The sequence below is a fragment of the Yinghuangia seranimata genome (genome assembly GCF_029953285.1).
Lineage (GTDB): Bacteria > Actinomycetota > Actinomycetes > Streptomycetales > Streptomycetaceae > Yinghuangia > Yinghuangia seranimata.
In genome coordinates, this window is sequence record NZ_JASAOI010000030.1 from 18,734 (window position 1) to 45,626 (window position 26,893).

The 26,893-nt window shown below is 71.9% G+C and carries 22 protein-coding genes and 1 pseudogene; 12 read left to right on the plus strand and 11 right to left on the minus strand.

All coding sequences use genetic code 11. From position 1 onward, the window contains the following. Window positions 1–107 precede the first annotated feature (107 nt). Window positions 108–896 carry a maleylpyruvate isomerase family mycothiol-dependent enzyme gene (locus QI554_RS20555; protein WP_281471611.1) on the plus strand — a complete coding sequence of 263 codons (789 nt, stop codon included), beginning with the start codon at window positions 108–110 and terminating at the stop codon, window positions 894–896. Window positions 897–987: 91 nt separating this feature from the next. On the opposite strand, the gene QI554_RS20560 is transcribed toward QI554_RS20555, so the two are convergent. The 6 genes from QI554_RS20560 to QI554_RS20585 all read right to left on the minus strand — a co-directional run bounded on the left by QI554_RS20560 (window position 988) and on the right by QI554_RS20585 (window position 7,790). Further along, the gene (locus QI554_RS20560) at window positions 988–2,004 is read right to left on the minus strand and encodes an LLM class F420-dependent oxidoreductase (protein ID WP_281471612.1); all 1,017 of its coding nucleotides are present in this window, start codon (window positions 2,002–2,004) and stop codon (window positions 988–990) included. A gap of 165 nt (window positions 2,005–2,169) precedes the next feature. After that, window positions 2,170–2,955, minus strand: coding sequence for a DUF5336 domain-containing protein (locus QI554_RS20565; RefSeq protein ID WP_281471613.1), 786 nt, complete (start codon window positions 2,953–2,955; stop codon window positions 2,170–2,172). A gap of 244 nt (window positions 2,956–3,199) precedes the next feature. Continuing rightward, window positions 3,200–4,150, minus strand: coding sequence for a hypothetical protein (locus tag QI554_RS20570; RefSeq protein ID WP_281471614.1), 951 nt, complete (start codon window positions 4,148–4,150; stop codon window positions 3,200–3,202). Between the two features lie 202 nt (window positions 4,151–4,352). Next, window positions 4,353–5,411, minus strand: a complete 1,059-nt coding sequence (locus tag QI554_RS20575; protein WP_281471615.1) for an N-acetylmuramoyl-L-alanine amidase — start codon at window positions 5,409–5,411, stop codon at window positions 4,353–4,355. After that, on the minus strand, window positions 5,401–6,234 hold the full coding sequence (locus QI554_RS20580) for a hypothetical protein (RefSeq protein WP_281471616.1): 834 nt from the start codon (window positions 6,232–6,234) through the stop codon (window positions 5,401–5,403). The genes QI554_RS20575 and QI554_RS20580 overlap by 11 nt, the downstream gene beginning before the upstream one ends. A gap of 905 nt (window positions 6,235–7,139) precedes the next feature. Further along, window positions 7,140–7,790, minus strand: a complete 651-nt coding sequence (locus QI554_RS20585) for a class I SAM-dependent methyltransferase (protein WP_281471617.1) — start codon at window positions 7,788–7,790, stop codon at window positions 7,140–7,142. Window positions 7,791–8,016: 226 nt separating this feature from the next. Here QI554_RS20585 and QI554_RS20590 point away from each other — a divergent pair, with 226 nt between their 5' ends. The 7 genes from QI554_RS20590 to QI554_RS20620 all read left to right on the plus strand — a co-directional run bounded on the left by QI554_RS20590 (window position 8,017) and on the right by QI554_RS20620 (window position 17,489). After that, window positions 8,017–10,221, plus strand: a complete 2,205-nt coding sequence (locus tag QI554_RS20590; protein WP_281471618.1) for an acyl-CoA dehydrogenase family protein — start codon at window positions 8,017–8,019, stop codon at window positions 10,219–10,221. A gap of 38 nt (window positions 10,222–10,259) precedes the next feature. Continuing rightward, the gene (locus QI554_RS20595; RefSeq protein ID WP_281471619.1) at window positions 10,260–11,459 is read left to right on the plus strand and encodes a lipid-transfer protein; all 1,200 of its coding nucleotides are present in this window, start codon (window positions 10,260–10,262) and stop codon (window positions 11,457–11,459) included. A 215-nt stretch (window positions 11,460–11,674) separates the two neighbouring features. Continuing rightward, the gene (locus QI554_RS20600; protein WP_281471620.1) at window positions 11,675–12,121 is read left to right on the plus strand and encodes a hypothetical protein; all 447 of its coding nucleotides are present in this window, start codon (window positions 11,675–11,677) and stop codon (window positions 12,119–12,121) included. Between the two features lie 8 nt (window positions 12,122–12,129). After that, window positions 12,130–12,585 (plus strand): hypothetical protein, encoded by a 456-nt coding sequence (locus tag QI554_RS20605; RefSeq protein ID WP_281471621.1) that lies wholly within the window; start codon window positions 12,130–12,132, stop codon window positions 12,583–12,585. A 270-nt stretch (window positions 12,586–12,855) separates the two neighbouring features. After that, on the plus strand, window positions 12,856–14,448 hold the full coding sequence (locus tag QI554_RS20610) for a sensor histidine kinase (RefSeq protein ID WP_281471622.1): 1,593 nt from the start codon (window positions 12,856–12,858) through the stop codon (window positions 14,446–14,448). Beyond that, a complete protein-coding gene (locus QI554_RS20615) occupies window positions 14,445–15,116 on the plus strand; it encodes a response regulator transcription factor (RefSeq protein ID WP_281471623.1) in 672 nt (223 codons plus the stop codon). Before QI554_RS20610 ends, QI554_RS20615 begins: the two co-directional genes overlap by 4 nt. Window positions 15,117–16,187: 1,071 nt before the next feature. After that, entirely contained in the window at window positions 16,188–17,489 is a 1,302-nt protein-coding gene (locus tag QI554_RS20620) for an alpha/beta fold hydrolase (protein ID WP_281471624.1), read from the plus strand. Here the strand turns inward: QI554_RS20620 and QI554_RS20625 are convergent. The 3 genes and pseudogenes from QI554_RS20625 to QI554_RS20635 all read right to left on the minus strand — a co-directional run. Further along, a pseudogene (locus QI554_RS20625) lies at window positions 17,479–17,586 on the minus strand (DUF397 domain-containing protein); the annotation flags it as partial. The gene QI554_RS20620 and the pseudogene QI554_RS20625 sit on opposite strands and share 11 nt — an antisense overlap. Continuing rightward, window positions 17,571–18,497 (minus strand): helix-turn-helix domain-containing protein, encoded by a 927-nt coding sequence (locus QI554_RS20630; protein ID WP_281471626.1) that lies wholly within the window; start codon window positions 18,495–18,497, stop codon window positions 17,571–17,573. The gene QI554_RS20630 and the pseudogene QI554_RS20625, both read right to left, overlap by 16 nt. 190 nt (window positions 18,498–18,687) lie before the next feature. After that, window positions 18,688–19,794, minus strand: coding sequence for an Lrp/AsnC family transcriptional regulator (locus QI554_RS20635; RefSeq protein WP_281471627.1), 1,107 nt, complete (start codon window positions 19,792–19,794; stop codon window positions 18,688–18,690). Between the two features lie 140 nt (window positions 19,795–19,934). Here QI554_RS20635 and QI554_RS20640 point away from each other — a divergent pair, with 140 nt between their 5' ends. From QI554_RS20640 to QI554_RS20650, 3 genes are all read left to right on the plus strand, one after another. Continuing rightward, window positions 19,935–21,452 carry an MFS transporter gene (locus QI554_RS20640; protein WP_281471628.1) on the plus strand — a complete coding sequence of 506 codons (1,518 nt, stop codon included), beginning with the start codon at window positions 19,935–19,937 and terminating at the stop codon, window positions 21,450–21,452. Between the two features lie 303 nt (window positions 21,453–21,755). Next, window positions 21,756–22,325 carry a hypothetical protein gene (locus tag QI554_RS20645; protein WP_281471629.1) on the plus strand — a complete coding sequence of 190 codons (570 nt, stop codon included), beginning with the start codon at window positions 21,756–21,758 and terminating at the stop codon, window positions 22,323–22,325. Next, window positions 22,322–23,164, plus strand: coding sequence for a hypothetical protein (locus QI554_RS20650; RefSeq protein WP_281471630.1), 843 nt, complete (start codon window positions 22,322–22,324; stop codon window positions 23,162–23,164). Before QI554_RS20645 ends, QI554_RS20650 begins: the two co-directional genes overlap by 4 nt. A 134-nt stretch (window positions 23,165–23,298) precedes the next feature. Here the strand turns inward: QI554_RS20650 and QI554_RS20655 are convergent, their stop codons facing one another. Together QI554_RS20655 and QI554_RS20660 are read right to left on the minus strand one after the other, a co-directional pair. Further along, a complete protein-coding gene (locus QI554_RS20655) occupies window positions 23,299–25,011 on the minus strand; it encodes a flavin monoamine oxidase family protein (RefSeq protein ID WP_281471631.1) in 1,713 nt (570 codons plus the stop codon). Between the two features lie 278 nt (window positions 25,012–25,289). Further along, window positions 25,290–25,721: a VOC family protein gene (locus tag QI554_RS20660; protein ID WP_281471632.1), complete on the minus strand. Its 432-nt coding sequence runs from the start codon at window positions 25,719–25,721 to the stop codon at window positions 25,290–25,292. Window positions 25,722–25,894: 173 nt separating this feature from the next. Between QI554_RS20660 and QI554_RS20665 the strand changes: the two genes are divergently transcribed. Further along, window positions 25,895–26,710, plus strand: a complete 816-nt coding sequence (locus QI554_RS20665) for a MerR family transcriptional regulator (protein WP_281471633.1) — start codon at window positions 25,895–25,897, stop codon at window positions 26,708–26,710. Window positions 26,711–26,893 lie beyond the last annotated feature (183 nt).

The following is a 26,893-nucleotide window of genomic DNA, read 5'->3' on the forward strand; positions in this document are numbered from 1 at the left end:
CCGGTCGGTGGTGATCGTTCGCACGGGGTCGGAATCCGCGTTTCCTGGCGCTACGGTGATCGGGCCCTGCCGGTTCGTCCGGCTCACACGGAGGACGGGGACACGCCATGGCCGACCCGCATTACGCGTGGGACCACGCGACGTACTGCGGCCTGTTCGTCGAACAGGCCGCCCGCATCGCCGAGATCGCGGCGGACACCGACCTCGACACACCCGTGCCCAGCTGTCCGGGATGGACGCTCGCCAAGCTGGTGAAGCACGTCGCCATCGCACACGCGTGGGCGGCCGCCAACGCCGTCGCCGCCTCGCCGGCCGCGCCCGTCGACCCCCGTTCCGTGGATATCGGGCTGCCTGCCGACCGGGCCGAGTACCCGGCGTGGCTCGTCGCGGGCGCGGAGCGCGCCGCCAAGACGCTGTGGGAGGCCGGGGCGGACGCGGAGGCGTGGACGTTCGGGGGAGCGCCGCACGTGCGCTTCTGGAGCCGCCGGATGTTCCACGAGACGCTGATGCACCGCGTCGACGCCGAACTCGCGGCCGGCGTCGAGCCGGAGATCACGCCGGCCGCCGCCGTGGACTGCATCGACGAGCTGTTCGCCGTCATGCCCGGCGCGGGGCCGCGCCCGGTCGACCAGCGGCCGCACGGCAACGGCGAGACCCTGCACTTCCACACCTCCGGCGGGGTCGCGGGGGAGTGGACGGTGACGCTCACGCCGGACGGCTACACCTGGGAGCGCGGGCACGCCAAGGGCGACGTCGCGCTGCGCGGCGACAGCCGGGCGGTGCTCGAAGTGCTGTACCGGCGCGGCGGACTGGACGGCGCGTTGGCGGACGCGAAGGTCGAGGTGTTCGGCGACCGGGCCCTGCTCGACCGGTGGTTGGCGTTGTCGGCGCTCTAGTCACGGGCGCCCCGGAAGACGCGCGAGGGGCGGGCCGCCGCGGGCGGCCCCCCCCTCGTCGTCCGCGTCCTGCCGGACCGCCGTGCCGCGGTCAGCCGTTCGCGAGGTCCGCGAGCAGCTTGAGCGCGGCCGGGTCGCGCGTCGTCACGATCATGTCGGTGACGTGCTCGTCGGCCTCCCACGCCGCGAACCGCTCGCGGATCCGGTCCGCCGGCCCGACGAGCGCGATCTCGTCGACGAACGCGCTCGGCACCGCGGCGATCGCCTCGTCGCGCCGGCCCTCGAAGAACAGCTCCTGGATGCGGTCGGCCTCCTCCGCGTATCCGAAGCGGCGCATCAGGTCGGCGTGGAAGTTCTTGGACTTCGCGCCCATGCCGCCGACGTAGAAGCCCATCGCGGCCTTGATCGGGAACATCGCCTGCTCGACGTCGTCGGCCATCGACACCTGCACCATGGGCGCGATGCGGAAGCCCTCGGGCTTGTCGCGCAGCGACTCGCCGTACACGGCGGGGTTGTAGGGCGACCAGTGCAGCGGCAGCCAGCCGTCCGCGATCTGGGTCGTCAGGTGGACGTTCTTCGGGCCCTCGGCGCCGAGGAACACCGGCAGGTCGGCGCGCAGCGGGTGGGTGATGGGCTTGAGCGGCTTGCCGAGGCCGGAGCCGTCCTCGCCGCGGTACGGGTGCTGCGCGTAGCGGCCCTCGAGCGCGACGGGGCCCTCGCGGCGCAGCACCTGGCGGATCACGTCGACGTACTCGCGCGTGAAGGTGAGCGGGCTCTTGGGGAACGGCCGCCCGTACCAGCCCTCGACGACCTGCGGGCCGGACAGCCCGAGGCCGAGGATCACACGGCCGCCGGAGAGGTGGTCGAGGGTGAGCGCGTGCATCGCGGTCGCGGTGGGCGTGCGCGCGGTCATCTGCGTGACGGCGGTGCCGAGCTGGATGCGCGAGGTGTTGGCGGCGATCCAGGTGAGCGGGGTGAACGCGTCCGAGCCCCACGACTCCGCCGTCCACACCGAGTCGAAGCCGAGCCGCTCGGCCTCCTGGGCGAGTTCGACGAATCCCGCCGAGGGGCCTCGGCCCCAGTATCCGAAGGTCAGACCGAGCCGCATCGCGTATCTCCTCGTGGCCGGGGACGGACCTGACGGGCCGTCGGCTTCCGTTGCGCACTGTAGAACACGTTTTAGTTTGATGGCCATGGGGGTGCCGAAACGCCCGGAGGGGCGTCCCCCGCGATCACGCGGCGGACGCCCCTCCGGGTCCCAGGAACAGCCGGGTCAGCCGGCCTTCTGCACGCCCTGCAGGTTCCACAGCACGCCGCGCACGCCGTCGACCTCGACGAGGAGGCCGGCACCGTGCTGCGACACCGCGAGGTACCACACGCCGGGGTTGAGCGACCCCGTCGGCGCGTTGGTCGTCGCGTCCACCAGCTGGCGCTGGTCGGGCACCGAGAACCAGTACGGCTGGAACGACGGGTCCGCGGCGGGAGCGGCGGCGGCGGCCGGAGCCGCGTAGCCGCCCGGGGCCGGGGCGCCGCCGTACGGGGCACCGGCGGCCTGCGGCGCCGGCTGGCCGTACGCGGGCGGCTGGCCGTACGCGTTGGCCGGAGCGCCGCCACCGGCGGTCAGCGGGGCCTTCAGCGCGGGCACGAGCGGCGTCGCGATGACCGCGGCGGAGCCGACGATCACGAAGATCAGCACGAAGATGCCGCCGACCTTCAGCTCCAGACCGTCCTTGCCGGCCAGCGACCACAGGGCGTTGATCGGCGCGACGATCGCGAGCGGGACACCGAACTGCGACAGCGGGATGCCGAGCGGGCGGGGCTCCGACGGCAGCAGCCGGCCGAGGACCACGCACGCGGCCGCGGCGATCGAGGTCAGGACGACGGCGGAGATCACCGGAGCGAGGTCACCGGACCAGGCGTTGACGCTCGGGCCGCTGTAGGTCTCGCCGCCGTAGCTCTGGCTCTTCGCGCCCATGTAGTCCATGAACGAGAAGATGAGCACCAGCAGCGCCGAGGCGGCGATGACCGCGTCGCCGCGGGTGAGCTTCTTGATATCCACTTAAGGGGTCTCCTCCCGAGGGGGATTGGGCGCCGCCTGAGTTGATCCGGGGGCGACCCGATTGCCGCGCCGGCCGCGCCCCCGCGCGCTGCCGACGCCCTTTTCCGATGTTGTCTTTCGGTCGGACACTGTGCCAGATCCGGCACGGGGCGGGTGGGCCGCCGGTCGGGGGGCGACACGGCGGGACCCGATTTGCCGGAAAAGTTCCACTGCTGTCCGGGGGTTCGTCACGCTGCGTTCGTGTTCACTCGCCGCGCTGGATCCCGGCCGTGTTCCACAGCACGCCGCGCTTGCCCTCCACCTCGACGACGAGGCCGTCGCCCGCGGGCTCCACGGCGAGGTACCACGTACCCGGCACCAGGGTGGCGACGGGGGTCTTGTCCAGGCCGCCCTGCGGGAGCAGCGGGCGCTCCTCGGGGACGGCCAGCCAGAACTGCTCGAACTCCGCCGCGGCCGCGGGGGCCTCGGCCGAGCCCGCTGCGGGAGTGGGCGCCGGTGCGGGCGCCTGGGTCGCGGCGGGCGCCGCGGGCGGCGGCATCTGCGCGACCGGGGCGACCGGCACGCCCTGCGGCGCCATCGGTGGCGCGTAGCCCCCGGTGTAGCCCGGCTGCCCCGGCTGCTGCGGGATGTAGCCCGGCGGGTACGCCGGCGGGCTCACGAACAGCGGGTACGTCAGCCCCGGCACACGGTCGATCACGAGCAGCAGCAGCGCCAGCACGAGCGTGGCCGGCATGATCACGAACGCGCCGAACTCGTGCCCGGAGTCCACGTTCGAGTTGCCCCCGCCCGCGGCGTCCGCCAGCGACTTGTAGAAGTCGCCGCCCAGCGACCACGTCGCGCCCCACGCCGCCGTCACGCCGAACGCCGTGGCCCACTGGCGGAACGTCAGCCCGCCCGCGGTGCGCTCCTGGGCACCCTGCATGTACCGGTACGCGACCAGCGACACGAACGCCAGCAGCGGCAGCAGGACGACCACCGCCATGACGGGCCACAGGCCCTGCGTCCACGCGTTGAAGTCGAACGACTCCAGCGCGGCCTTGCGGCTGCTGCTTTTGCTGCTGCTCGAGCTGCCGAAGTCGTCGTTGCTGGAGGACGTTTCGCCGACCTTGTAGAAGGGCGCGAACGACATGCCGAAGATGAGGGCCACACAGGCGAAGACCAGGCCGTCTCCCCGTGTCAGGCCTTTCTGGTTCACGATTCTCCTCTGGGTCGCGATGGGGACGTGCGCGCGACCGGTCCCGGCGACCCGCCCGCTCACGGCGTTCGTAGTGCGGCCGAACGCCCGACGGACGGGTGCGGGGGAGCCGGTGCTCCCGCGGTGGCGCGGAACGGTGCTGTCGTGCGTTGCGTACGGGGTGCCGCACGGGCAGGGGCCCGGCGGCGTCAGGGCGTCGAGGTCACGTCCCCTTCATCAGGTAGTCGCGGATGCCGTTCGCGACTCCCTCCGCCGCGGTCTGCCGCCACGTCGGATCGGTCATCCGCTGGGCGTCGCCCGCGTTGCGCATGTTGCCGCATTCGATGAAGACCTTGGGAACCTTTGACAGATTCAGTCCGCCCAGGTCGGAGCGCACGTCGATGCCGGCCGTCCCGATGTAGTCGGCCGCGTGCGAGTGCGTCGCCTGGGTGAAGGCGCCGACCAGCGCGTCGCCGAGCGCGCGCGAGGGGGCGATGATCGGGCCGGTGTCCGCGGTGCCCGCCTTCACGGTGGCCGGGACGATGACGTGGAAGCCCGAGCCCGTTGAGGGCGCGCCGTCGCCGTGGATGGACACCACCGCGTCGGCGTGTGCGTCGTTGCCGATCCGCGCGCGCTCGTCTACGCACGGGCCCCACGCGCGGTCGTTGTCCCAGGTGAACACGACCTTCGCGCCCATGTCGGTCAGGACCCTGCGGGCCCGCTGCGCGACGTCGAGGGTGAACTGAGCCTCGGTGTAGCCCGCGTTCGTCTCGGTGCCGGTCTCGTCGCAGTTCTTGCGGAAACCGCCGGCGTCGACCTGCCTGCCGATCTCGGACGTGTGGCGCGCGTTCCCGGGGTTGTGGCCCGGGTCGATGACGATCGTCTTGCCGGCCAGCGGCTTGCCCGGATTCGCGGGCGTGGCGGGCGGGTTCGGGGCCGTGGAGTCGGCGGGCGGGCCCGGGACCGACGCGCTGGAGGACGTCGGCGGCTGCGCGGCCTGGTTGTTGGGCTGCGCGCCCGAGCCGCTCGGAACTCCCGTACCGGACGAATCGGTGGAAACTCCGACAGCGGTCGGGTCCGTGGCCCCGCCGACGACCTGCGTCGGCGAACCGTCGTCCCCCGTCCAGGCCATCGCGAGCGCACCGCCGCCGACCAGCACCAGGGCGGCCACCGCGGCGCCGACCACGACGCGGGTGCGCCGCGGCTCGGCCGCCTGCGGCGCCTGCGGACGCCGCCGGGGTGCCGGAGGGCTGTCCCATTGCTCCCACGGATCAGATGGCAAGATCGGTCCTCGTCGGGAGGGAGTACCGGGTCGCGATCGGGTTCCACGCCGCGACGAACGCCTGCTTCGCGGTGGTGGCCCGGCCGCTCGCCGCGTCCGCGGCCGCCTTCTGCGACTCGCCCGCGCCGCAGCCGTTGTCGGACTGGGCCTGGGCCCACGACGCGTACTGCGCGTCGGCGGTCGCGGACTCCTGCCACGCCACCCGCAGTTGCGAGATCGCGCTCTGCGCGTCCGGGAGCGCGTCGAACTTCAGGCCGTCCAGCTCGCGGAGCAGGCCGTTGCGCGCGTCGGCGGCGCGCTGGAGGTCCGAGACCGCGCTGCCCAGGGCCGTGCAACTGTCGGCGTTGCGGACGGCGTCGACCACCGACTGACGCGAACTGCCGCTGCGGTCCAACAGGCCGCTGAGCGCCGACGCCTGCGAGGCGGCGTCCGCAGTGGGCGAGGTGGACGGCGACGGGCTCGCCGAGGCCGATGCGGACCCGCTCGCCGACGGGCTCCCGCCGCCGGACGGGCTGACGCGCGGCGACCGGCTGGTCGCGCCGGATCCCTGCGGGCCGGCCGACGGGGTCTCGCTGACCGACGCGGTGTCGTTCTTGTGCCACGGCTGCAACGCGACCACCGTGACCGCGGCGGCGAGCAGGATGACGATCACGGTGATGACCGCGAGTGTGCGCAGGCGGCCGTCGCCGTCGGGCGCACCTGGACCGGGTCCGGGCCCGCCGGGCTGCGGCGGTCCGGGGATGCGCGGGCCGGGCGGCTGCGGGGCGGACGGTATACGCGCCCAGGCGCCTCCGGCCGCGGTCGGCATGTTGGCCGCGGTCACCGGCCCCGGCGTGCCGTGCGCGGGCGTGGCGGGACTCGGCCCGAACGGCCCGGGCGCCCCACCCGGCGGCGGAATCATCGGCGTCCCGCGAGGCGGCGTCCGCGTCCCGGCCGCGGCATCCGCGAACGTCGCCCCGCGCGGCATGCGCGGCGGCTCCTGACTACGCGCGAACCACCCCGGAGCGACCTGGTCGCCGTCCTGGGTCGCGTCACCGCCGTTCCCGGGCGCGACGGGCCCACGCGTCCCGGTGAGGTGGACGTCAGGCGCCCGACTGGGCATAGGCGGCGGCCCCCCGGCGGAGGTACCGGGGCTCGCCCCAGGCGCCGCCGGCCCTGGCACCGCAGGCCCGGCCCCTATCGCGCGCGGCGGGTGCGGCTGATGCGTCGTCGGCTGGTCCGGTATCGGGCCCGCCGGTTGCTGTCGGGCGGCGCCGGGGGTCCAGTTGCCCGGTATCGCCGCGCCCTGGGCCGGTCGGGCCGTGCCCGGTCGGTCCACGGTGGGGCGGCCCTCCGTCGGCTGTGCCGCGATGTCCGAACCCCCGCCTGTGGCCGTGCCGGGGGCATCGCCCCGGGCTGTCCCGCTGTCGTCGTCCGGCCCGCTGCCCGGGCCCGGACGGGTCACCCAGCGCCGCTGCGCCGGGTCCCACACCCGCTCGTCGTGCTCGCCCTCGGCCATCTCGGATCCCGTCACGTGCGAACCTCGTCGGGGCACTTAGTTTCCCGTCTCGGACACGGCCGTGTCACTGGCTTAGTTGATGTTTGCCGGACTTCCCTCATCGCTCGTCGACATAGCGTCAGGCGGCGTACCGCGCGTGTGCCGTGCTTTGTCGATGAGGCGACGGAAACCTTTCCGCCAGGCACCGCGCATGACCGGTCAGCCTCGCGCGGCGCCTGCACAAGACCTTGTCAGATCCCGTCACCGGTGCGTCGCAGCACCCTCAGCGACCCGAGCCCCGGCTGCTCCGTGAACGCCCCCGACGCCAGTGCCCGCAGGTACACCCGGTACGGCGCCTGGCCGCCGTCCTCCGGGTTAGGGAACACGTCGTGGATCACCAGCAGCCCGCCCTTGGCGACGTGCGGCGCCCACCCCTCGTAGTCGCCGCTCGCGTGCTCGTCGGTGTGCCCGCCGTCGATGAACACCATCCCGACCGGGGTGTTCCACAGCGGCGCGATCGTCCGCGACCGCCCGACCAGCGCCACGACGTGGTCCTCGAGCCCGGCCTTGTAGAGGGTGCGTCGGAAAGTCGGCAGGGTGTCCATCGCCCCGACCTCCGGGTCGACCAGCGTCGGGTCGTGGTACTCCCAGCCCGGCTGCTGCTCCTCGGACCCGCGGTGGTGGTCCAACGTCACGACGACGGTCCCGGTGTCCCGCGCCGCCGCGGCGAGCAGGATCGTCGAGCGCCCGCAGTAGGTGCCGAGTTCGAGGAGCGGCCCGACCTTCGCGGCTTCGACGGCCGCCGCGTACAGGGCCGCGCCCTCGTCGGCGGGCATGAACCCGACGGCCGAGTGGAAGGCGTCCAGCACGCGCGGATCGATGCCATAGGCGTCGGTGGTCATGCGTCCCCTGCTCTGCACGGTCGTCGCCCCTGTCTTCTTCGGGGCGTGTCGGCGATCATCCTGCCTCAACGCGGGCTGCCACGGCCGTGTCGAGGGCCACATCCGCCGCCGTACGGCGTTCCGGCCCTCCCGATTAACTGAAACGCGTTCTACTATCGCCGCAGCATGCGGGCAGGACAAGGCATCGCAGGTACACCGCGTACAGCGAGAGCAGTGGAGAGGGCACATGGCGATCGGGATCACGGAGGAGCACCGCTCACTCGAGGAGTCGGTGCGCGGCTGGGTGCAACGCGTTGCACCGATCGCCGAAGTGCGGCGCGCGCTGGAGGCGGACGCCGAGGAGCGCCCCGCGCACTGGGCGGGCCTGGCCGAGCAGGGCCTGCTCGGCATGCACATCGCCGAGGAGCACGGCGGCGCCGGCTACGGCCTCGTCGAGGCGGCGGTCGCCCTGGAGCAGGCCGGCCACGCCGCGCTGCCCGGCCCGTTCCTGCCCACGGTGCTCGCCTCGGCCGTGATCGGCGCGTCGTCGGCCGCCGAGCTCGCGAAGGAGCTGCTGCCCGGTATCGCGGAGGGCGAGACGGTCGCCGCGATCGCGCTCCAGCCGTCCGGCCTGACCGCGACCGCGGCGGACGGCGGTTTCACGGTCACCGGCACCGCGAAGCCGGTGCTCGGTGCCGCGGCGGCCGACCTGCTGGTCCTGGCGGCCCGCCAGGACGGCGGCGCGGTGGTGTGGTTCGTGCTGGACGCGGCCTCCGCCGAGGTCAAGGAGCTGAAGAGCGTCGACCCGACGCGCCGCAGCGCCGAGGTCGTGCTCGACGACGTCACCGTGCCCGCGTCGCGCGTGCTGGCCGGCGTCGACGACGACCTCGTGCGCGACTACGCCGCGGTCCTGCTGTCGGCCGAGGCGTGCGGCGTCGCTGCCTGGGCGCTCGAGTGCGCGACCGAGTACGCCAAGGTCCGCGAGCAGTTCGGCCGTCCGATCGGCCAGTTCCAGGCCGTCAAGCACCTGTGCGCCGACATGCTCGTGCGCGTCGAGCAGTCCCGCGCCGTGACGTGGGACGCCGCGCGGGCCGTGACCGAGGACGCCGCCACCCGCGGTCTGGCCTCCGCGATCGCCGCGACGTACGCGATCGAGGCGGCCTTCACCACCACCAAGGACTGCGTGCAGATCCTCGGCGGCATCGGCTTCACGTGGGAGCACGACGCGCACATCTACCTGCGCCGTGCGCTCACGCTGCGGCAGTACGCGGGTCCGGGCGCGGCGCACAAGCTGCGCGTGACCGAGCTTGCGGCCGCGGGTGCGCGCCGCGAACTGGTCCTCGACCTGCCCGAGGGGGCGGACGAGCTGCGCGAGCGGGTGCGTGAGGGTCTGGCGCCCGCGGTCGGGAAGGGCCCCGACGAGGCGCGGATCGCGCTGGCGCCGACCGGGTACGCCGCGCCCTACCTCCCCGCGCCGTACGGCCTCGGGGCCGGCCCGATCGAGCAGCTCGTCATCCAGCAGGAGATGAAGGCCGCCGGGGTCCGCCTCAAGGACATCACCATGGGCAACTGGGTGCTGCCCTCGGTCCTGGCGTACGGGACCCCCGAGCAGCAGGAGAAGTTCGCCCTCACCACGCTCCGCGGCGACTTCCAGTGGTGCCAGATGTTCTCGGAGCCCGGCGCGGGCTCGGACCTGGCGTCGCTGACCACCCGCGCGACCAAGGTCGAGGGCGGCTGGCTGATCAACGGCCAGAAGGTGTGGACGTCGCGGGCCAAGGAGTCGGAGTGGGGCATCCTGCTCGCCCGCACCTCGCCCGAGAAGGCGAAGCACGACGGTCTGACGTACTTCATCGTCGACATGTCCTCGCCGGGTCTGGACATCCGTCCGCTGAAGGAGATCAGCGGCCTGGCGATGTTCAACGAGATCTTCATCGAGGACCTGTTCGTGCCGGACTCGATGGTGGTCGGTGAGGTCGACGGCGGCTGGCAGGTGGCGCGCAACACGCTCGGCAACGAGCGCGTGCACATGGGCGCGGACTCGTCCTTCGGCGCCGGCATCGAGAACCTGGTCGCGGCGGTCGCGGGCCCGGCGGGCGAGTTCGTCGACGGCGGCTACCGCGAGCGGCTCGGCGCGCTGATCGCCGAGGCGTCCTCGCTGGCGCTGATCGGCCTGCGGACGACGATGGCGCAGATCTCCGGCCTTGAGGCCGGCCCGGGCGCCTCCGTGCGCAAGCTGGTCGGCACGCCGCACCAGCAGCGCGAGTCGGAGCTGAGCCTGGAGATCCTCGGCGCGCTCGGCGCGGTCGACGAAGGGGCGGGCGCGAAGGCGTCGTTCGGCTTCCTGATGAGCCGCTGCCTGACCATCGCGGGCGGGACCACGCAGGTCCAGCTGAACGTGGTCGGCGAGCGGATTCTGGGACTGCCGCGTGACCCCGCGCCGTCCGAGAAGTAACTTGATCGTGTCCAGCATTTTCTGGGAGGGCGGAAGCCATGGGTAACAAGGCGTTCATCGTCGGCGTCGGCATGACCAAGTTCGAGAAGCCGGAGACGCGCGACTGGCAGTACTACGACATGGCCAAGGAAGCGGGCGAGAAGGCGCTCGCCGACGCGGGCATCGCGTACGACCTCGTCGAGCAGGCCCCGGTCGGCTACTGCTTCGGCGCGTCGACGCAGGGCCAGCGCGCCGTGTACGAGCTGGGCCTGACCGGCATCCCGGTGTACAACGTCAACAACAACTGCGCGACGGGCTCCTCCGCGCTCATGATGGCGCGTCAGTTCGTCGAGGGCGGCCTGAACGACTGCGTCCTGGCCATCGGCTTCGAGAAGATGTCCAAGGGCTCGATGGGCGGCGACGCGGGCGCCGGCGGCTTCGCCACCAGCCCGGTCGGCCGGCACTACGGGATCATGGCCAAGGCCTACCCGTTCGAGATGACGCCGCCCACCGCGCAGATCTTCGGCAACGCGGCGCGCGAGCACATGGCGCGCTACGGCACCACCGTGGAGCAGATCGCCGCTGTCGCGGTGAAGAACCACAAGCACTCGGTGAACAACCCGTACGCGCAGTTCCAGGTCGAGTACAGCCTCGAAGAGGTGCTCGCGGCCAAGGAGATCCACACCCCGCTCACCCGCCTGCAGTGCTCGCCGACCTCGGACGGCGCGGCCGCCGCGCTGGTCGTCAGCGAGCGCTTCGTGATCGAGCACGGCCTGCAGGACAAGGCCGTCGAGATCGTCGCCCAGACGATGACCACCGACACCGCCGAGGCGTTCGACGGCTCGGTCATCAACGTCGTCGGCAAGCCGATGTCGGCGCTCGCCGCGCGGCAGGTCTTCGAGAAGTCCGGGCTCGGCATCGAGGACGTCGACGTCATCGAACTGCACGACTGCTTCTCGATCAACGAGATCATCACCTACGAGGCGCTCGGCATGGCGGCCGAGGGCAAGGGCGGCCAGCTCGTCGCGGACGGCGGCACCACGTACGGCGGCCAGTGGGTCGTCAACCCGTCGGGCGGCCTGATCTCCAAGGGCCACCCGCTCGGTGCCACCGGCCTCGCGCAGGCCACCGAGATCACCTGGCAGCTGCGCGGCCAGGCCGAGGGCCGCCAGGTCGCGGACGCCAAGATCGGCATGACGCACAACATCGGCCTCGGCGGCGCCGCGGTCGTGGGGCTGTACCGCAAGGCGCAGTTCTGACGGTCTGAGCTCGGTGGAGGGGCGTGCGGCATGTGCCGTACGCCCCTTCGGCGTTCCCGCGCACCCGGGACGTCCGTCCCGGTCCCGGGACCGGGACGGATGGCTCAGGACGACGGGACACCGGGTGCGGAAGGGTCGACGTCGTTCGCCGCGGCGCGCGGCCGTCGAACCCCCGGTTGCCGGCCGCGCCCGCCCCCGAAGACCAGGAGACAGCCATGTCCCGCAGGATCCGCCGCGCCCTCGTCGGCGCGACGCTGTCCGTCGCCGCCACCGCCGGCCTCGTCGCCGGCACGGCCGGCACCGCCCACGCCGCGGGCCCCGTGTACTCGGTGCAGCTCAACTGGCTGAACATCGCCGACAACCAGGACAACAACAGCGTCGACGAGGTGTACATCAAGGTCAACGGCAGCACCGTGTGGGGCCCGCGGGACATCCACTGGAACACGCCGGAGAACCTCAACATCTCGCTGCCGCGCACGTTCTACTTCGACGGCACCGCGCCGATGAAGATCGAGTTCTGGGACCGCGACCCGGGCCGCGACGACCGCGTCGGCACCATCACGCTGTCCGCCGCCGCGCCCAACGTCGGCCCGAACGCGGCCGACCTCAAGGGCAACGACGGCGAGTACTGGGTGTACTACACCGTCACGCAGATCGCGTGAGGCAGGCGATGAAGTCGCCCCTGCGCCGCGGCCTGGTCGGGGCCGCGGTCTCCCTGGCCGCGACGGCCGGACTCGTCGCCGGAACCGCGGGCACCGCGAACGCGGACACGCTTCCGGTCAAGGTCTACTCCGTGCGACTGACCGGCCTCATGGTCGTCGACAACCAGGACAACAACAGCGTCGACGAGGTGTACATCAAGGTCGACGGCAGGACCGTGTGGGGGCCGTGGGACATGCACCGGGGCAATCCGGTGGACCTGTCCATGCAGCTGCCGGTGTACTACACCGACTCCGTGGGCACCCCGCTGTCGATCGAGGCGTTCGACCGCGACCCGGGCCGTGACGACCGCGTCGGCGGCTTCGTGGTCGGCGGCTACTACACCCCGCTCGGCCCGCAGACCCGCGTGCTCAGCGGCAACGGCGGCGTCTACGAGGTGTACCTGACGGTCACCCAGATTGCCTGACACATCGTCAGCCCCCTTGAAGAAAGCCACCGTTCGTCCAGGACAATGACCCCCGAAGGGTGACTCCCGCGCGTGCCGCGCGGGAGCGGACTCCGGGGGGAGAGCTTGGCCTCGACCGAGCAGGCGGCGGACGCCGCGAGACCAACCGTCGCGGTGGGCGCGGCTGATGACCGCGTGCCCGTCGGACGCACGTCGGACCCGCGCATGTCCGACGAACGCACATCCGACGGGCACGCGCCCGGTGGCGGAGCAACTCCTCGCCCGGGGCCGGTGCATCTGCACCCGCCCCGGGCGATCGCCTTGGCCGGCGGCTGCCTCGCGCTCGCCGCACTGGCGCTCGAACACGCGGCGCCGGGACGCAGCACACTCGACGCCGCGGCTCCGGTGGTGGAACTCTGCGCGCTCGCGGGAGCCGTCATCACTCTGGCGCCGCGCCGCGGGCCCTGGGTGGTACTGGCGCTGCCCGTTCTCACCATGGTCGAACTCCCGGTCTCCGTCGACGTGATCACGGCACTCGGGCTGGCGATCGCGGTCGCCGTCCTGGGTGTCGCCGTGCTGCGCGCGGCGCCGTGGCAGTGGCGCGACGTTCCCGTGGCGGCGCTGGCCGGAGTCGCCGGGGCGGCCCTCTATGCCGTCCCCAGCGTGTGGATACCGACGGCGGTCGTGCTCGCGGTGACCGTACTGGTGCTGCTGACACCGCCCCTCGCCGTGCTGATTGCGGTCACGAGCGGACGTACGGACGAGCTCGAACGCCTGACCAGGCGGCTGTCCTGGCGTGTGCCGGTCGCGGCCCTGGGGGTGGCGGCGTGCCTGGTGCTGGCGATCCTCCTGCGCCCCGTCCTGCCCGCCTCGGGCCTGCTCGTCGTCTATGCGGCCGGAGCGACCCACGTGGCGATCGCCGTGTGGTCGCACTCCCGCGGACGCCGGCTGGCGGAACAGGCGGCGCGGCACGAGGCGGTGCTCGAAGCGGCCATCCTCGTGCTGTCGGACGAGACCGCCGACCCGACCGACGCGCTGTGCCAGGTGGCCGAGTTGGCCGCCCGGGAACTGGGAGTCGACGGCGTCTCCGTGGAACTCGACACCGTGGCCGGGGAGTACGGGCGTACCGTCGAGCCGCCGATCGACGTGGCCCTGGTGTGCCGCGGACAGGACCTGGGACGGCTGCACATCTATGCCGACGCGCCGCTGGACACGCGGACGTTGTCGACGGTCGACCGCCTGGCACGGCAACTGGCGGCGTTTGCCTATGCGGTGCTCCGGCTGGAAGAGGCCAGGGCCGCAGAACGGGAGCTCCTGCGCCGCGAACTCCACGACGGCGTGGGGCATGCCCTGGCGGCGGCCGTCATGAGGCTCGACCCCGACCGCAACCCCGAGGCGCTGCGGTCGGTGCTGGAGCCCGCACACGCCCAGGTGCGCGCCGCACTCGACGACCTGCGCGCCGTCGTACGCGGAGCCGCACCACCGCCGTTGGTCCGCGACGGCCTCGCGGACGCGCTGCGCGCGCTCACCCGCGACCTGGACAGCCCTGCGGTGCTGCTGACCTTCCACGGCGACTGCGGGGCGGTGACCGAGCCGGTGCAGCGCGACGTCTACCGGATCGTGCAGGAGGCGCTCACCAACGCACGCCGCCATGCGCACGCCACACGGGTGTTCGTCTCCGTACGCACCACCGACCGCCTGAACGTCGAGATCGTGGACGACGGCCGCGGCCTGCCATCCGTGCTCGTGCCGGGTACGGGCCTGGCGTCGATCCGCGGCCGTGTCCACGGGATGGGCGGCACATGCAGCATCGGCCGCGCGCCGGGCGGCGGGACGCGGGTGGCGTTCAGCGTCCCGCTGCGCGACGGGGCGGGGGCGTCATGACCACGCCGATCCGAGCCGTGATCGTCGACGACCACCCCACGTTCCGCGCCGGTCTGCGCACACTGCTGGCGGACATCCCGGAGCCCGGCGTGGAGATCGTCGCCGAGGCCTCCGGCGGGGACGATGCTGTCGCGAAAGCGGAGTCACTGCGTCCACAACTGGTCCTGATGGACCTTCAGATGCACGGCCCGGACGGCCGGGACGGGATCGAAGCGACGCGCCGGATAGCGGAGGCCTGCCCGGGGACGGGCGTCCTGGTGGTCAGCATGTTCTCCGACGCCGCGACCGTGCAGGCGGCCCTGGCGGCCGGGGCGCGGGGCTTCGTCCTCAAGGGCGCCTCCGCCGGCGAGATCACGGCCGCGGTGCGCGCGGTGGCCGCGGGATGCGCGTTCCTGGGAACGGGGGTCTCCGCCCTGCTGGCGGGCATGGCCTCCGGCTCCCGTCCCGCCCCGCGCCCGACGGGTCTGATGGGGCTCACCGATCGCGAGGCCGACGTCCTGAGGCTGCTGAACAGCGGTATGGGCACCGGCGACATGGCACGCGCACTGCGGTTGAGCCCGAAGACCGTGCGGAACCACATGTCGAACGTCTTCGCCAAGCTGGGCGTGGCCAATCGCGCCCAGGCGGTGATCCGCGCGCGCGAGGCGGGCCTGAACGCGGAGCCGTGACGGAACTTCCGCTCCGTCGCGGCGACGCGTCGTCGGCTTGCGAGCGTGCCGCCTGACTTCGGGAGGCCCGCTCGGTCCCGGCGTGGAAACCGCTGGGCTGCACCGGGGTTGGTCCGTCTGCCGGCGGTGTCCTGGCGCCCCTCCCGATTTTTGATGGTCCGCGCGGCCGACCGGCTGTCAAGCCGCGGTGGATCTTGTACGAACAGGCGGCCTGTGCCGGGGTCGTGGGGGCGGCTTGACAGCCGCCCGTCCGCGCAGACAACCCGGCAGCTATCGGGAGGGGCGCGGGGTGTGAAGGCGCTTTGACTGCGCTGGTCGTGCCGGGCTGCCGTCCCAGCGTGGTCGCCGCCGACTCCGTCGCCGGAAAGGCCCGCACCCCGCCCCTCCCGGTCGCCCCGCCACCCGCTTCACGACCCTGGGAACCAAATGGACGCTGAGCGTCCATTCCGTTCCCAAGACCAAAGACACCCCTGCCGAAACGCCGGATTCAGGGCCTTTGCGATCATCGGGAGTGCGGAATCGGCGCCAGCCGCCCTCCCACACCAAGATCATGAGAGGTTCGCCGCCACACATTTCCGCGAACCACTCATGAACAGGGAAAAACCGCGCCGCCCCGGCGCCCACCACGCTGGGACCGCAGGACGGCAACGCGAAGCGCGCACGGCGCCTCCACACCGCCTCCCCCTCCCGATAGTTGCCGCGGTTTTAAGCGCGGCCGGGGCGGGGTCAAGGCGCCCCCACGAGCACAGGTCAGGCCGCCGGTACTTCGATGATCCACCGCGCCTTGACGCCGACCCGGCCGCGCGGACAATCAAAATCGGGAGGGGGAGGTGGCCGCCGTCGGCGGACAGGCCGGGGGACCGTGCATGGCCGACGGTTTCCACGCCGCGACCGAACGGGCCGCCAACGCAGATGGCGGCCGGCTCGCAAGCCGACGACGCGCCGCCGCAGCGGATCGGAATCCTCCCCCTCAGCCGGCAGCGCAAAGAGCGCTGTGGCGCGGATCACGCGGAACGTCCGCCCTGTAAGCCTCCTCTTCCCGGCAGGTGTCCATCACTGGGAGGAGCGGCAGTGAGCGTGCGAGGCGGGGGCAGGGGCGGAGTGCGGCGGGCGGTCGGAGTCGTGGCGGCGGTGCTGGTGTTGGCGGCGCAGGCACCGACAGCGATGGCCCGGCCGGGAGCGGGCGACATGTCCGGGGTGCGCGAGACGTACGTGGCCGTGGACGGCGCGGATGCCCGCGTACGGGTGCTGAAGGTCGGGCCGAGCCGGGCCCGGAAGGTGCTCGTGCTCGTCGCGGGACAGTTCGGCGCTGCTGGCGGACTCGAGAAGCCGGCACAGGAGTTGGTGGCGCGGGCGCCTGACACTCAGGTGTGGGCCGTGGACCGCCGCGAGGCGGCGCTGTCCGACCTGCGGGGGTTCGCGGGGACGGCACAGGCGGCCGCCGACTACTACCTGGGCGGGCGCTACCGGGCGCAGACGCCCCAGTCGGCGCCCTATGTCGCCGACTGGGGCCTGGCGACGGAACTGGACGACCTGCGGCGGGTCGTGCTGGCCGCGCGGGACGGCGGGCGCCGGAAGGTGGTGCTCGGCGGGCACTCGTGGGGTGCCACGACCGCGCTGGCCTATGCCGGTTGGGACTGGAACGGGCGGGCCGGCTACCGGGACCTGAGCGGGCTCGTCCTGATCGACGGCGGGGTGCACGACGCGTTCGCGGGGGAGGGGTACACGTACCGCGTCACGCCGGAGGAGGCCCGGGCGCGGGTCGAACGCATACGCACGGGCGAGGTGTTCGACCCGTCGGTGACGTTCGACCGCGCGGAGACGTTCGCCGTGCTCCAGCAATTGGCCGGCAAGTACGCGGTCGAGGCCCCGGATGAGCCGTCGGCGCTCGCGCCCCTGCTGCCCACGGTGTTGCGGCCCACTGTGCCGGTGACCAACCTCGGGCTGGTGAAGTGGCTGTACGCCGATCACCCCCTGGTTCCCGACCTTGCGGTGAACCCGGCCTACACGGACGCGGAAGATGTCGCCCACTCCCTCGCGGGCCCGAAGCCCGGGATGTACGAGTGGTATTGGCCGAACCGCCTGACGTTGGACCTGGAGGCGGCGGACCCGTTCGCGGACACGCCGACGGCGAGGCAACTCGGACTGCGGCTGTGGCATACGAAGGAGATCGACGTGCCGCTCTACTCGTTCGCGACAGGCCTCACCCACGGAACGGCCGACGAAGCGGCCCACTGGGTCGTCACGAACTCGCAGGTGCGTCAGGCGGAGTACGCCCGTGACGACGCCATGACCCACCTGGACCCGCTGCTGGCCGACGCCGAACGCAACACCTTTGTGCGGACGGTCGTCCCGTTCCTGGCTAGGACTTGAGGCCCTGAACGAGGGCCGACCACGACGCGGTAGGGACAGTCAGCATGCCGCGGTGGATGTCCTTGGAGTCGCGAACGGGGATCAGTTGATCGATGACCGTTGCGACTTCAAGGCATTCGCCGCCGTCGGTGCTGCTGTACGAGCTCTTGCGCCACGTGCCCGGTGACGTCTCGGTCGTTGTGGGTCGCATCGGCGGTAGTCCTCCATGACCGAAGTGATGAACGCGGCGGATTCCGTCGGCGAGTAGGCGTAGGACCGGAGTCGCTCGTACGCGCGGATGCGCCGCGTGACCTCTTCCGACTCTTCGACGATCTGCCCCGACTGAATTCCTTCCAAGTAGACCACTGTTGTGTCGTCGGGCAAGGTGAGCGCCGTCATCGAGCCACCGAGTAGTCCGTGTCCTCCATGCGAGAACGGAAGAACCTGGATCATGGTCCGGCCGGTGTCCATCACTGGCAGCAGGGCGGCCAGTTGCCTGCGAATGGTCGAGACGCCGCCCAGCGGTCGTCGAAGCACGGCTTCGTCGAGGATGACTGACAGGTGCGGTGGGCATTCGGAGCGGAGCCGCTCTTGTCTGCCGAGGCGGATTGCCACCAGTTGTTCGATCTCGTCATCGTCGGCTTCAGGGTCGCCGATGTGTAGCGACGAGCGAGCGTAGGCCTCTGTCTGAAGCAGTCCAGGGAACAGGTGTCCCGAGTACTGGAGAATGCGCGACGCCTGCGCTTCAAGCTCCATAAACCGCCGGTACTTTCCAGGGTGTTGCTCGTGCCTCGCCAATCCGTACAGCCTCACGAAGTACCCATCCGTCCCGAACGCCGCGTCCAGCTTCGGCGACAGGTCCGGCGGAATCATCCTGTCCGCTGTCTCGATATTGCCCAAGTGCGTCTTGCTGTACCGCAGGATCTGCGCGAGGCGGGCCAGCGTCAGCCCGGCCCCTGTTCGATGCCTGCGCAGCTCTGACCCGTACAGGTCCCGGGCCGAACGATCCGGCCGCAACTCCCTCTCCACCTCGAACCTCCCCGTCCTCGGTACCGCTTGCGGACACAGGAACCTGTTCAGGCTAGCCACAGCGAGCGACGCTGAGTGTGCGAATCGTGACACTGGGGAGGCGGAGTCGTGCGCGAGACCTCCGGTATGACGCTCCGCGTCTACCGACTGTTTCCGGCCACCGGCCACATCGTCGAGGTATCCCGTTCCGTCATGGGACCGGTCGCGTTGGCCTGGGCCTACGCGGAGCCTTCGCCGACGCGTTGGCCCGACTGTGCGTGCCCCCGGTGCCGCCCGTCGGCCCGACCCGCCGGCCCGGCGACCCCGGGAGCACCGCGCCCTCGCGCTTGAACTGCCGGAAAGTCGTGGACGATTCGACCCACGCCACCTGCTCCAGCGCGGCGAGCTCGGTCGACATGTAGCGGAACAGGTCCCGTTCGTCGCGGCACACGACCGAGGCGACGACGTTCGTCTGGCCGGTCGTCGCGCCCACGAAGACGATCTCCGGGTGCTCGCTGAGCGCCGCCATCACGGCGGTCAGGTCCTTCGGCGGTACGGACATCCGCATCATGGCCGTCACATGGTGCCCGAACAGCGTGCAGTCCAGGTCGACTTCGAACACCACGCCCTTCTCCGCCCGCAGCTGGTCGAGCCGTCGCCGCACCGCCGTCTCGGACAGGCCTGTCGCGGCGGCCAGTTCCGCGAAGCCCGTCCGTCCGTCGACCGCCAGCGCGTTGAGCAGCCGCAGGTCGGTCTCCTCCAGCGGCACCGCCGGCCGGTCGGAGGGGATCGGCGCCCACGGACCGTACGACGCGCTGTGGCCCGCCCGCAGTTCGGCGACCTGGTCGTCCGTCAGGGCCATCCGCTTCCGCCGCCAGCTCAGGGCGAAGGCGACGTGCAGCACGCACTGGGCGGAGATGTCCACGACGTTCGGCGTGCGCGGCAGCGCGTGCCGCAGCAGCTCGTCGCCCGACTCGCCCGCGTGTGCCCGCACCAGGCAGCCGATCTCGGTTCCGCCAGCCGACAGCTCGACCCAGGACGTCTCGTCGCGCCGCGCCAGCGCCTCCGCGATCGCCCAGGCCGCGTCGGGCGTGCTGCGCAGCCGTACGAGCCACAGGACGGCCCCCAGGCGCGCCGGATTGACCACGCCCACCACCCGGATCGCCCCCGCGCCCCGCAGGCGGCGGTATCGGCGCGCGACGGTCTGCTCGGACACGTCCAGCACCCGCGCGATGCGCGCGAAGGAGGCCCGGCCGTCGACCTCCAGGGCATGGATCAGGGCCTTGTCGAGGTCGTCGAGCGTGATGACGGATTCCACCCGCACAACCGTAGTCGACGGCGGATTCCGCCGATTCCCGCCGCCCGGCTCTGTGTCTCGGGCGTCTGCTCCCAATGTGGTGATCGCGAATCCACGCGGCCCGGAGCGGCCGTTCCGGTCACGGAAGGAAGGACCTGGTCATGCGTAAGTGGGGGCCGTTGATCGCGGTGTGCCTGGGGGCGTTCATGCTCCTCATGGACACCACCGTCGTGCTCGTCGCACTGCCCGACATCGCCGACGCGAACGGGTCGACGTACGCCGACCTGCAGTGGGTCATGGACGGCTATGCGCTCGCCCTGGCCGCACTGCTCCTCGGCGGCGGCGCGCTGGCGGACATCGTCGGGCGCAAGCGGGTGTACATGGTGGGCCTCGGTCTGTTCACCGCCGCGTCGCTCCTGTGCGGTGTGGCGCCGGGAACGGGCACGCTCGTCGCGGCCCGCGTCCTCCAGGGTGTCGGCGGTGCCGCCATGCTGTCGACGGCCATCGCGCTCATCGGCAGCGCCTACGAAGGCCGCGACCGCGGGGTCGCGTTCGGCGTGTGGGGCGCCGTCTCCGGGGGCGCCGCCGCGCTGGGCCCGGTCGTCGGCGGGCTGCTGACCGAACACATCGGCTGGCGTTCGATCTTCCTGGTCAACCTGCCGGTCGGCGCGCTGACGCTCGTCCTCGCCGCGCGCTGGCTGCGCGAGTCCCACGGCGCCAAGGGGACCCGCGTCGACATCGCCGGTGCCGCGACCTTCACGGCGTCCGCCGCCGCGCTCACGTACGCCCTGATCCGCGCGGGCGAGCACGGCCTCGGCGAGACCGGCGTACTGCTGTCGTTCGCGGGTGCGGCGGTTGCCGCGGTGCTGTTCGTCGTCGTCGAACTGCGCAGCACCGCACCGATGCTCGACCTCGGGCTGCTGCGCAACGCGTCGTTCACCGGTGTGCTGATCGGCGGCCTGACCCTGCAGTTCGCCGCGTTCTCCTGGATGCCGCAGGTCTCCGTGTGGCTGCAAGGCGGACTCGGCCACAGCGCGGTCCAGGCGGGCCTGATGATCTCTCCGCTGGCCGCTGTCGCGTTCATCGTCGCGGCGCTCGCGGGACGCCTGATGCACAACGTCCCGCCGCGTTGGATGATCGGCGGCGGCCTGCTGTTCGTCGGCGCCGGCATGGTCATGCAGACGCGTGTCGACGCCGGCTCCGACTGGACGGTGCTCGTCCCGGGCCTGGTGACCGCGGGCGTCGGCGTCGGCCTCGGTATGCCTGCGCTCGCCACCGCGATGCTGTCGGTCGTCCCGCCGCAGCGCTCCGGCATGGCGGGCGGTGCGCTGAACACCTTCCGCCAGCTCGGCTTCGCGCTCGGCGTCGCGATGACAGGTGTGCTGTTCCGCGACCAGGCCGAGGCCTCGCTGAGCGACGCCGGAGTGCCGAACGCGCACGCCGCCACCGAGGCCCTCGCGGGCGGGCGTCCCGCGCCCGGTGCCTCTCCCGCGCAGAGTGCCGACGCGTTCGCCACCGGGCTGGACGCCGTCACGGTGATGTCCGCCGTCGTCGGCCTCGCGGCCGCTGTCCTCGTAGTGCTGCTCGTGCGCACACGCGGTGCGGCGGCCCGACCGGCTGCCGCACAGGCACCCGCCGACGCCGATCGGGCGCCTGCCGCGCAGACCACATCCGCATAGGGGCTCGTTTGTCCCATGCATCGTTGACGCTGGGGAAACTTGTGCTGCCGTGGAATGGCTCCTGCGTCCGGATCGGCCGGTCGAGAGCATCAGGAGGCATAGCGCATGGTGTTCGGCGGACAACCGCTGGTCCTCGATTACCAAAGCAGTCAACCGCATGGATGGCCTGGTGGTGACCAGCCGTCAGGGGTGACAGTCGGCGGGAACGTCGCGAGTAAGGACCTTGCGATCGACGGGCGTTCCTACCGTGTGAGCCTAGTGTCGCCGGGATCGGGCGGCGCAGGTGCGTCTGACCCGGCGTACGTGGACCTGCCGTCCGATACGGCACTGCGGTTCCGTGAAACGCTCGGTGCGGCGTTCGGCGCCCACTACGCGTTCCGGTTCGGCGCTCGTCGGCGCTACACGTTCAGCATCCAGTCGTACAGCGTGGTCGCCGTTCAAGGAACCGAGATGGAGCCCGTGCGGTTGGGGGCGGATCTCTACACGGTCTACGATCCCGACCCGCGGCCCGGTGGAGGCGCCCACGGCGCGATGCGCTGGCTTCAGGTAAGCCGCACCGCAGGCAGCCTGGACCCGGCCTCGGGGGCCGGTTCCACGCCGCGCCTGGACGGCACAGGCCCTGGCAATCCGTTCCATCCGACCGGCGGGTCCACGTCGGTGAACGGGCGGCGGGTCGGCAACTTCAGCTACCACGTGGAGATTCCATATATGCGGCTACCGGGCCAGGGCGACCAGGGGCCTCTGTCCCACCACTTCACGGCAGAGGCGTTCCTTGCCGAGGACACCGGGCGCAAGGACGCGTCCGGCAAGGACGTCGTCGAAGTCCACGGCGGCCTCAGTTTCGGCTGGCAGGTTGCGGAGGTTCGGCCATGACCGGGATGACGCGACGCGCAGCGCTGCGTGGCGGGATCGGTGTAGGGATCACGGTCGCGACCGGGCTCGGGTCGATCACGGTGGCGGACGCCGCCCGGCCGGCCCACACCGGTGGCGGGACGCATCTGCTGCCGGACTACCGGCCCAGCCAACCGACCGGGCTGCCCATGATCCCCGGTCAGTCGCTCGGGATGACCCTCGGCGGGCATACGCCTATGCGTGACTTCACGTACAACGGCAGGCCGCACCGCATCGGGGTCCTGGGAGCGAACAAGCCGGGCGACGCCCCGCACCCGATCTACGAGGACCTGCCGGAAGACCCCGACCTGCGCTTCCGCGAAACGCTCGAGGCCGCCTACGGCGCGCACTACAGCTTCCGCTACCTCGGGGGCCTGCGCGGACGCGACGAGTTCCGCGTGCAGTCGTACGGTGTCGTGGCCCGAGAGGCCACCGGGAACGATCCGACGACCTCGTTCGGCGGCGGCATGTACATCGTGTACGAGCCCGGTCGCGCCGGTCCGCCGATCACGGACACGCTGCACTGGATCCAGGTGGCCGCCTTCCTCGGTACCCCGAGTCGGCCCGCTGAAGTCGACACCATCGGCCGGGCCAATCCGTTCTACAACTACGGCGGGCTGACCCCCGTCAACGGGAAGCAGGTCTTCAACTACCACGACATGCCGCAGATCGGCGTGGACGGCATGGGCGCGGTGGACGCCCGCTTCGTCGGCGAGACGTTCCTGGCCGAAGACACGGGACGACGCGACGCGTCAGGGAAAACCGTCATCGACATCCACGGGGGCGTGAAGTTCGGCTGGCACGTCAACGAGATCCGCTGACGACCACGGCACCTCTCACCACGGACCCGTGACCGTCCACGCCCCACACGCCCGCAGGTCCGGCAGTGGACTCACCGGGCCCTCGGAAGGACGACGGCCTTTCAGACGTAGAGGCACCTCGATCGGGCGCGGGCTCAGACCTGCGCGAGGATCTCGCCCGCGGCGCGTTCACCCGTCTTCACGGCGGCGTTGAGCGTTGCGTCGCCGTCGCTCGTGTGCTCGCCCGCGAAGTGGACGCGGCCTTCCTGCACCTGCTCGTAGCCGCCGAACGCGGTGATCTGACCGACGCGGTAGTAGTGGTAGGCGCCGAAGTGCCATGGGTCGACCGACCAGTGGTCCTCGTACGCGCGCCCGTTGAAGGCCGCGCGGGTGCCCGGCAGCAGGTTCTCGATCTGGTCGAGGAAGAACGCCACGTCCGCCGAAGGGGCGGGCCCGTGGGCCGCGCCCGTGTACCGGTAGCGCGCGGTGTTGCCGCCGGGGAAGTTGACGAGGAGCGCGGGGCCGCCGTTCTCGCCGAGCTCGACCGAGCCGTCCCACGCGGTCTGGTAGCCGTCGGGCCCGGTGAGCGTGATGCCGTTGCTGCCCGCGGCCGGCCACGTCTTGCGGTCGAGCTGCAGGACCAGCTTGGCGTTCTGTCCCATGCCCTGCTGCGCGATCGCCCTGCGCTTGAGGGACGACAGGCCCGCGCCGTTGAGGTCCACGTTGCGCAGCGTCCGGAACGGCAGTGCGAGCACCACGTGGTCGGCCGTCACCTCGACGATCGTGCCGCAGCGGTCGAACGTACAGGTGTAGCTGCCGTTGCCGTTGAGCCGCACCGCGACGAGCTCATGGCCCTGCTTTACCGTGCCAGCGGGCAGTTCGCGAAGCATGCCGCTGACGACCTGGTCGTTGCCGCCCTTCAGGTGGAACATCTCGTCGAAGTAGCCGGCGTCGGGGCCGTTGCCGCCGCTGTTTCCCGGTGCGGGCGGCGCCGCGAAGAAGCCGACGAAGTCGATCGCGGAGACGTCCGACGGCTCGCCGCCGTTCTGGAGGATGCGGCTCTGCACGAACTGGCCGAGCCGGGACCGGGGATCGAGGCCGATCTCGGTCATGTAGTCGATGGCGGACATGCGGTCCAGGCGCAGGGCCTCGGGCGTGTAGTCGTTGTACCGGGGCCATCCCATGGCCTCGTAGGAGGCGTTGATCGCCGGGATGAACGCCTCCAGTTCCTCGTCGAAGCCGCTGTACCTCGTGTGGTTGATCCAGGCGAGGTAGTCGCCGCTGGTCAGCCCGCCGCCGTTGTGGACCTCGGTGGCGATGCCGAACCGCTTGGCGAGGGCGAGCATTTCCTTGTCGCCGGTGCTGATGAACGAGCCGCCGTGCTCGCTCACCTGGCCGTTGGCGAAGAAGTCGCGCAGCGACCAGCAGCGGCCGCCGATGTGCGTCGTGTCCGCCTCGTAGACGGTCGCGGCGATGCGGCGCGGGCTGGTCCACAGCTTGTGCGCGCAGCGCAGGCCGGCGAGGCCGGCGCCGACGACCACGACGCGCGGCGCGGTGGCGGCGTTCGCGGCGGACGGGGACAGCAGGCCGCCGGGCAGGGCCGACACCGCGGCCAACGCCCCTGCCGCGCCCAGGACCTGGCGGCGGCTGACGGTGGCCCGTCCGGCCTCGCGCTCGGCCGCGCGAGCGCGTCTGCGCTCGGTGTTCTCGGCGACGGCGCCCGCGACATCGGCGGTGGGCATGCCGAGCCGCCGGGCCTCGGCGTGCACCGACATGGCGGCGCGGAGCGGGTCGGGAATGCCCGCGCGGTTGGCGACGCGTAGCCGGGCGGCGGAAGGTCGTGGGGAGGAGGGCGCTGCTGGCTCCATGGGAAATGACCCCTCTCTGGGGATCGTGGCGCGACGGCCGACGCAGTGCGGATGGCTTGGAGTGAAGCGCGCGCGCATCGACGGTGTCAACGATGATGCGCCCACTTCGGAGGGAAAACTGTTCCCGCACCCGCGCGGGCTCGCCACAGCAAAACTCTTCCCGCACAAGGGTGTTCGTGGATCCACCCGGATATGCGCGGGCGCCGCGCTCCTGTCCGAACGCGGCGCCCGCCCACCCCCGTGGGCCGGGGATCACCTGTCCTGTGCACCTTGTGGCATCACGCTTCCCCGTCCGCCGGCATGGCCTCGAAGAACCACCGGTGGCCTTCAGGGTCCGCCGCGCGGTAGATCCTCCCGAAGGAGGTCTCCGTCGGCTCGGCGAGGATCGTCGCCCCTGCCGCCACGGCGCGGGCGAAATGCGCGTCCAGGTCCGGCACATAAACGTGCACGCCGTCGATCACGTACGGCACCTCCAGCCACGCGGCCGCGTCGGCGCAGGTCTCCGCGTGCCGCGTCGGACCGCGGTACGCGGGGGTCGGCTCGGCCAACATGACGAGCCCGCCGGCCTCCGACTCCAGCTCGGCGTGCCCGACCCTGCCGTCCGGCATGACGACTCTGGAGGTCTCCTTGAACCCGAACGCCTCCACCAACCACGCGCTTGCGGCGCCGGCGTCCTCGTAGGAGATCATCGGTGCGACGGTCTGCTGCATGGCGGCCATCCCCTTGGTCGTGCGCTGTGCTCTCCTTGTCCTGCTCTCGAGTCTGCGCCGGGGCGCGCCGGGCGTCTTGGACGAATGGGAAGTGCGGACCGGCCGGGCATTGAGCCTCGTCGGGGCGTGTCCTTGACCCTCACACCGTGTCAGGCGGTCGACTCGGAGACATCATGTTCACCATCGGAGACTTCGCCCGGCACGGGCGGGTGTCGGTCCGGATGCTGCGCCACTACGACGCCACCGGACTGCTGCACCCGGCCCACGTCGACCCCGCCACGGGCTACCGCTACTACACCGCCGACCAGATGGCCCGCCTCAACCGCCTCATCGCGCTCAAGGAACTCGGCTTCACCCTCCACCAGGTCCAGGTCATCCTGGACGACCGGGTGACCGCCGAGGAACTGCGCGACATGCTGCGGCTGCGGCGCGCCGAGCTGGAGGCCGCGGTGTCGGCGGCCACCGCGCGGCTGGTCCAGGTCGAGGCGCGGCTCCGATCGATCGAGAGCGAGGGGCGCATGCCCGTCAACGACGTCGTCCTGAAGACCGTGCCGTCGGTCCGCGTCGCGGAGATGACCGCCGTGGCGCCAGACTTCGGAACCGCCTCTGTCGGCCCCGTCATCCAGCCGCTGTACGACCGCCTGCTCAGCCGCCTGGAGGCCGACGGCATCGAGGTGACCGGCCCCGGCGTCGCCCGCTACGAGGACGCCTCCGAGGGCGGAGTGCTCATCCGCGCGGGTGTCGTGGTGGCCGCGCCGCTGGGGGAGAAGGACGGCCTGCGGGTCGTGGACCTGCCGCCGTTCGAGGCGGCGACGCTGGTGCACCGGGGCCGGATGGAGGAGATGCTGCCGGCGGAGCAGGCGCTCGCCCGGTGGATCGACGCCAACGGCTACCGGTCGACGGGGTACGTGCGCGAGGTCAACCTCGAGTGCCCCGAGGACCGTGACCAGTGGGTGACCGAGCTGCAGGAGCCGGTGGCCCGGGCCTGACCCGGCCGTACGTCCCGGCTCGGCCGAACGGGTGATGTCGGAGCGATCCGCCAACCCGGGGTCGGGCCGGGACGTTCTATTGGGTGAGAAGTGAGGTGCGGCTCGACCGGCCGGCGGCGGTGAGGGCCGCGGCCGGGTCGCCCGAGCCGAAGCGTCGACCACACACCCGCGACGGAGGGGGAA

Excerpts from the sequence above, each read along its gene's own strand:
- QI554_RS20655 (WP_281471631.1), bottom strand. The coding sequence starts at position 25,011 with ATGGAGCCAGCAGCGCCCTCCTCCCCACGACCTTCCGCCGCCCGGCTA.
- QI554_RS20590 (WP_281471618.1), top strand. The coding sequence starts at position 8,017 with ATGGCGATCGGGATCACGGAGGAGCACCGCTCACTCGAGGAGTCGGTG.
- QI554_RS20640 (WP_281471628.1), top strand. The coding sequence starts at position 19,935 with ATGCGTAAGTGGGGGCCGTTGATCGCGGTGTGCCTGGGGGCGTTCATG.
- QI554_RS20600 (WP_281471620.1), top strand. The coding sequence starts at position 11,675 with ATGTCCCGCAGGATCCGCCGCGCCCTCGTCGGCGCGACGCTGTCCGTC.
- QI554_RS20605 (WP_281471621.1), top strand. The coding sequence starts at position 12,130 with ATGAAGTCGCCCCTGCGCCGCGGCCTGGTCGGGGCCGCGGTCTCCCTG.
- QI554_RS20555 (WP_281471611.1), top strand. The coding sequence starts at position 108 with ATGGCCGACCCGCATTACGCGTGGGACCACGCGACGTACTGCGGCCTG.
- QI554_RS20595 (WP_281471619.1), top strand. The coding sequence starts at position 10,260 with ATGGGTAACAAGGCGTTCATCGTCGGCGTCGGCATGACCAAGTTCGAG.
- QI554_RS20615 (WP_281471623.1), top strand. The coding sequence starts at position 14,445 with ATGACCACGCCGATCCGAGCCGTGATCGTCGACGACCACCCCACGTTC.
- QI554_RS20585 (WP_281471617.1), bottom strand. The coding sequence starts at position 7,790 with ATGACCACCGACGCCTATGGCATCGATCCGCGCGTGCTGGACGCCTTC.
- QI554_RS20660 (WP_281471632.1), bottom strand. The coding sequence starts at position 25,721 with ATGCAGCAGACCGTCGCACCGATGATCTCCTACGAGGACGCCGGCGCC.
- QI554_RS20650 (WP_281471630.1), top strand. The coding sequence starts at position 22,322 with ATGACCGGGATGACGCGACGCGCAGCGCTGCGTGGCGGGATCGGTGTA.
- QI554_RS20665 (WP_281471633.1), top strand. The coding sequence starts at position 25,895 with ATGTTCACCATCGGAGACTTCGCCCGGCACGGGCGGGTGTCGGTCCGG.
- QI554_RS20560 (WP_281471612.1), bottom strand. The coding sequence starts at position 2,004 with ATGCGGCTCGGTCTGACCTTCGGATACTGGGGCCGAGGCCCCTCGGCG.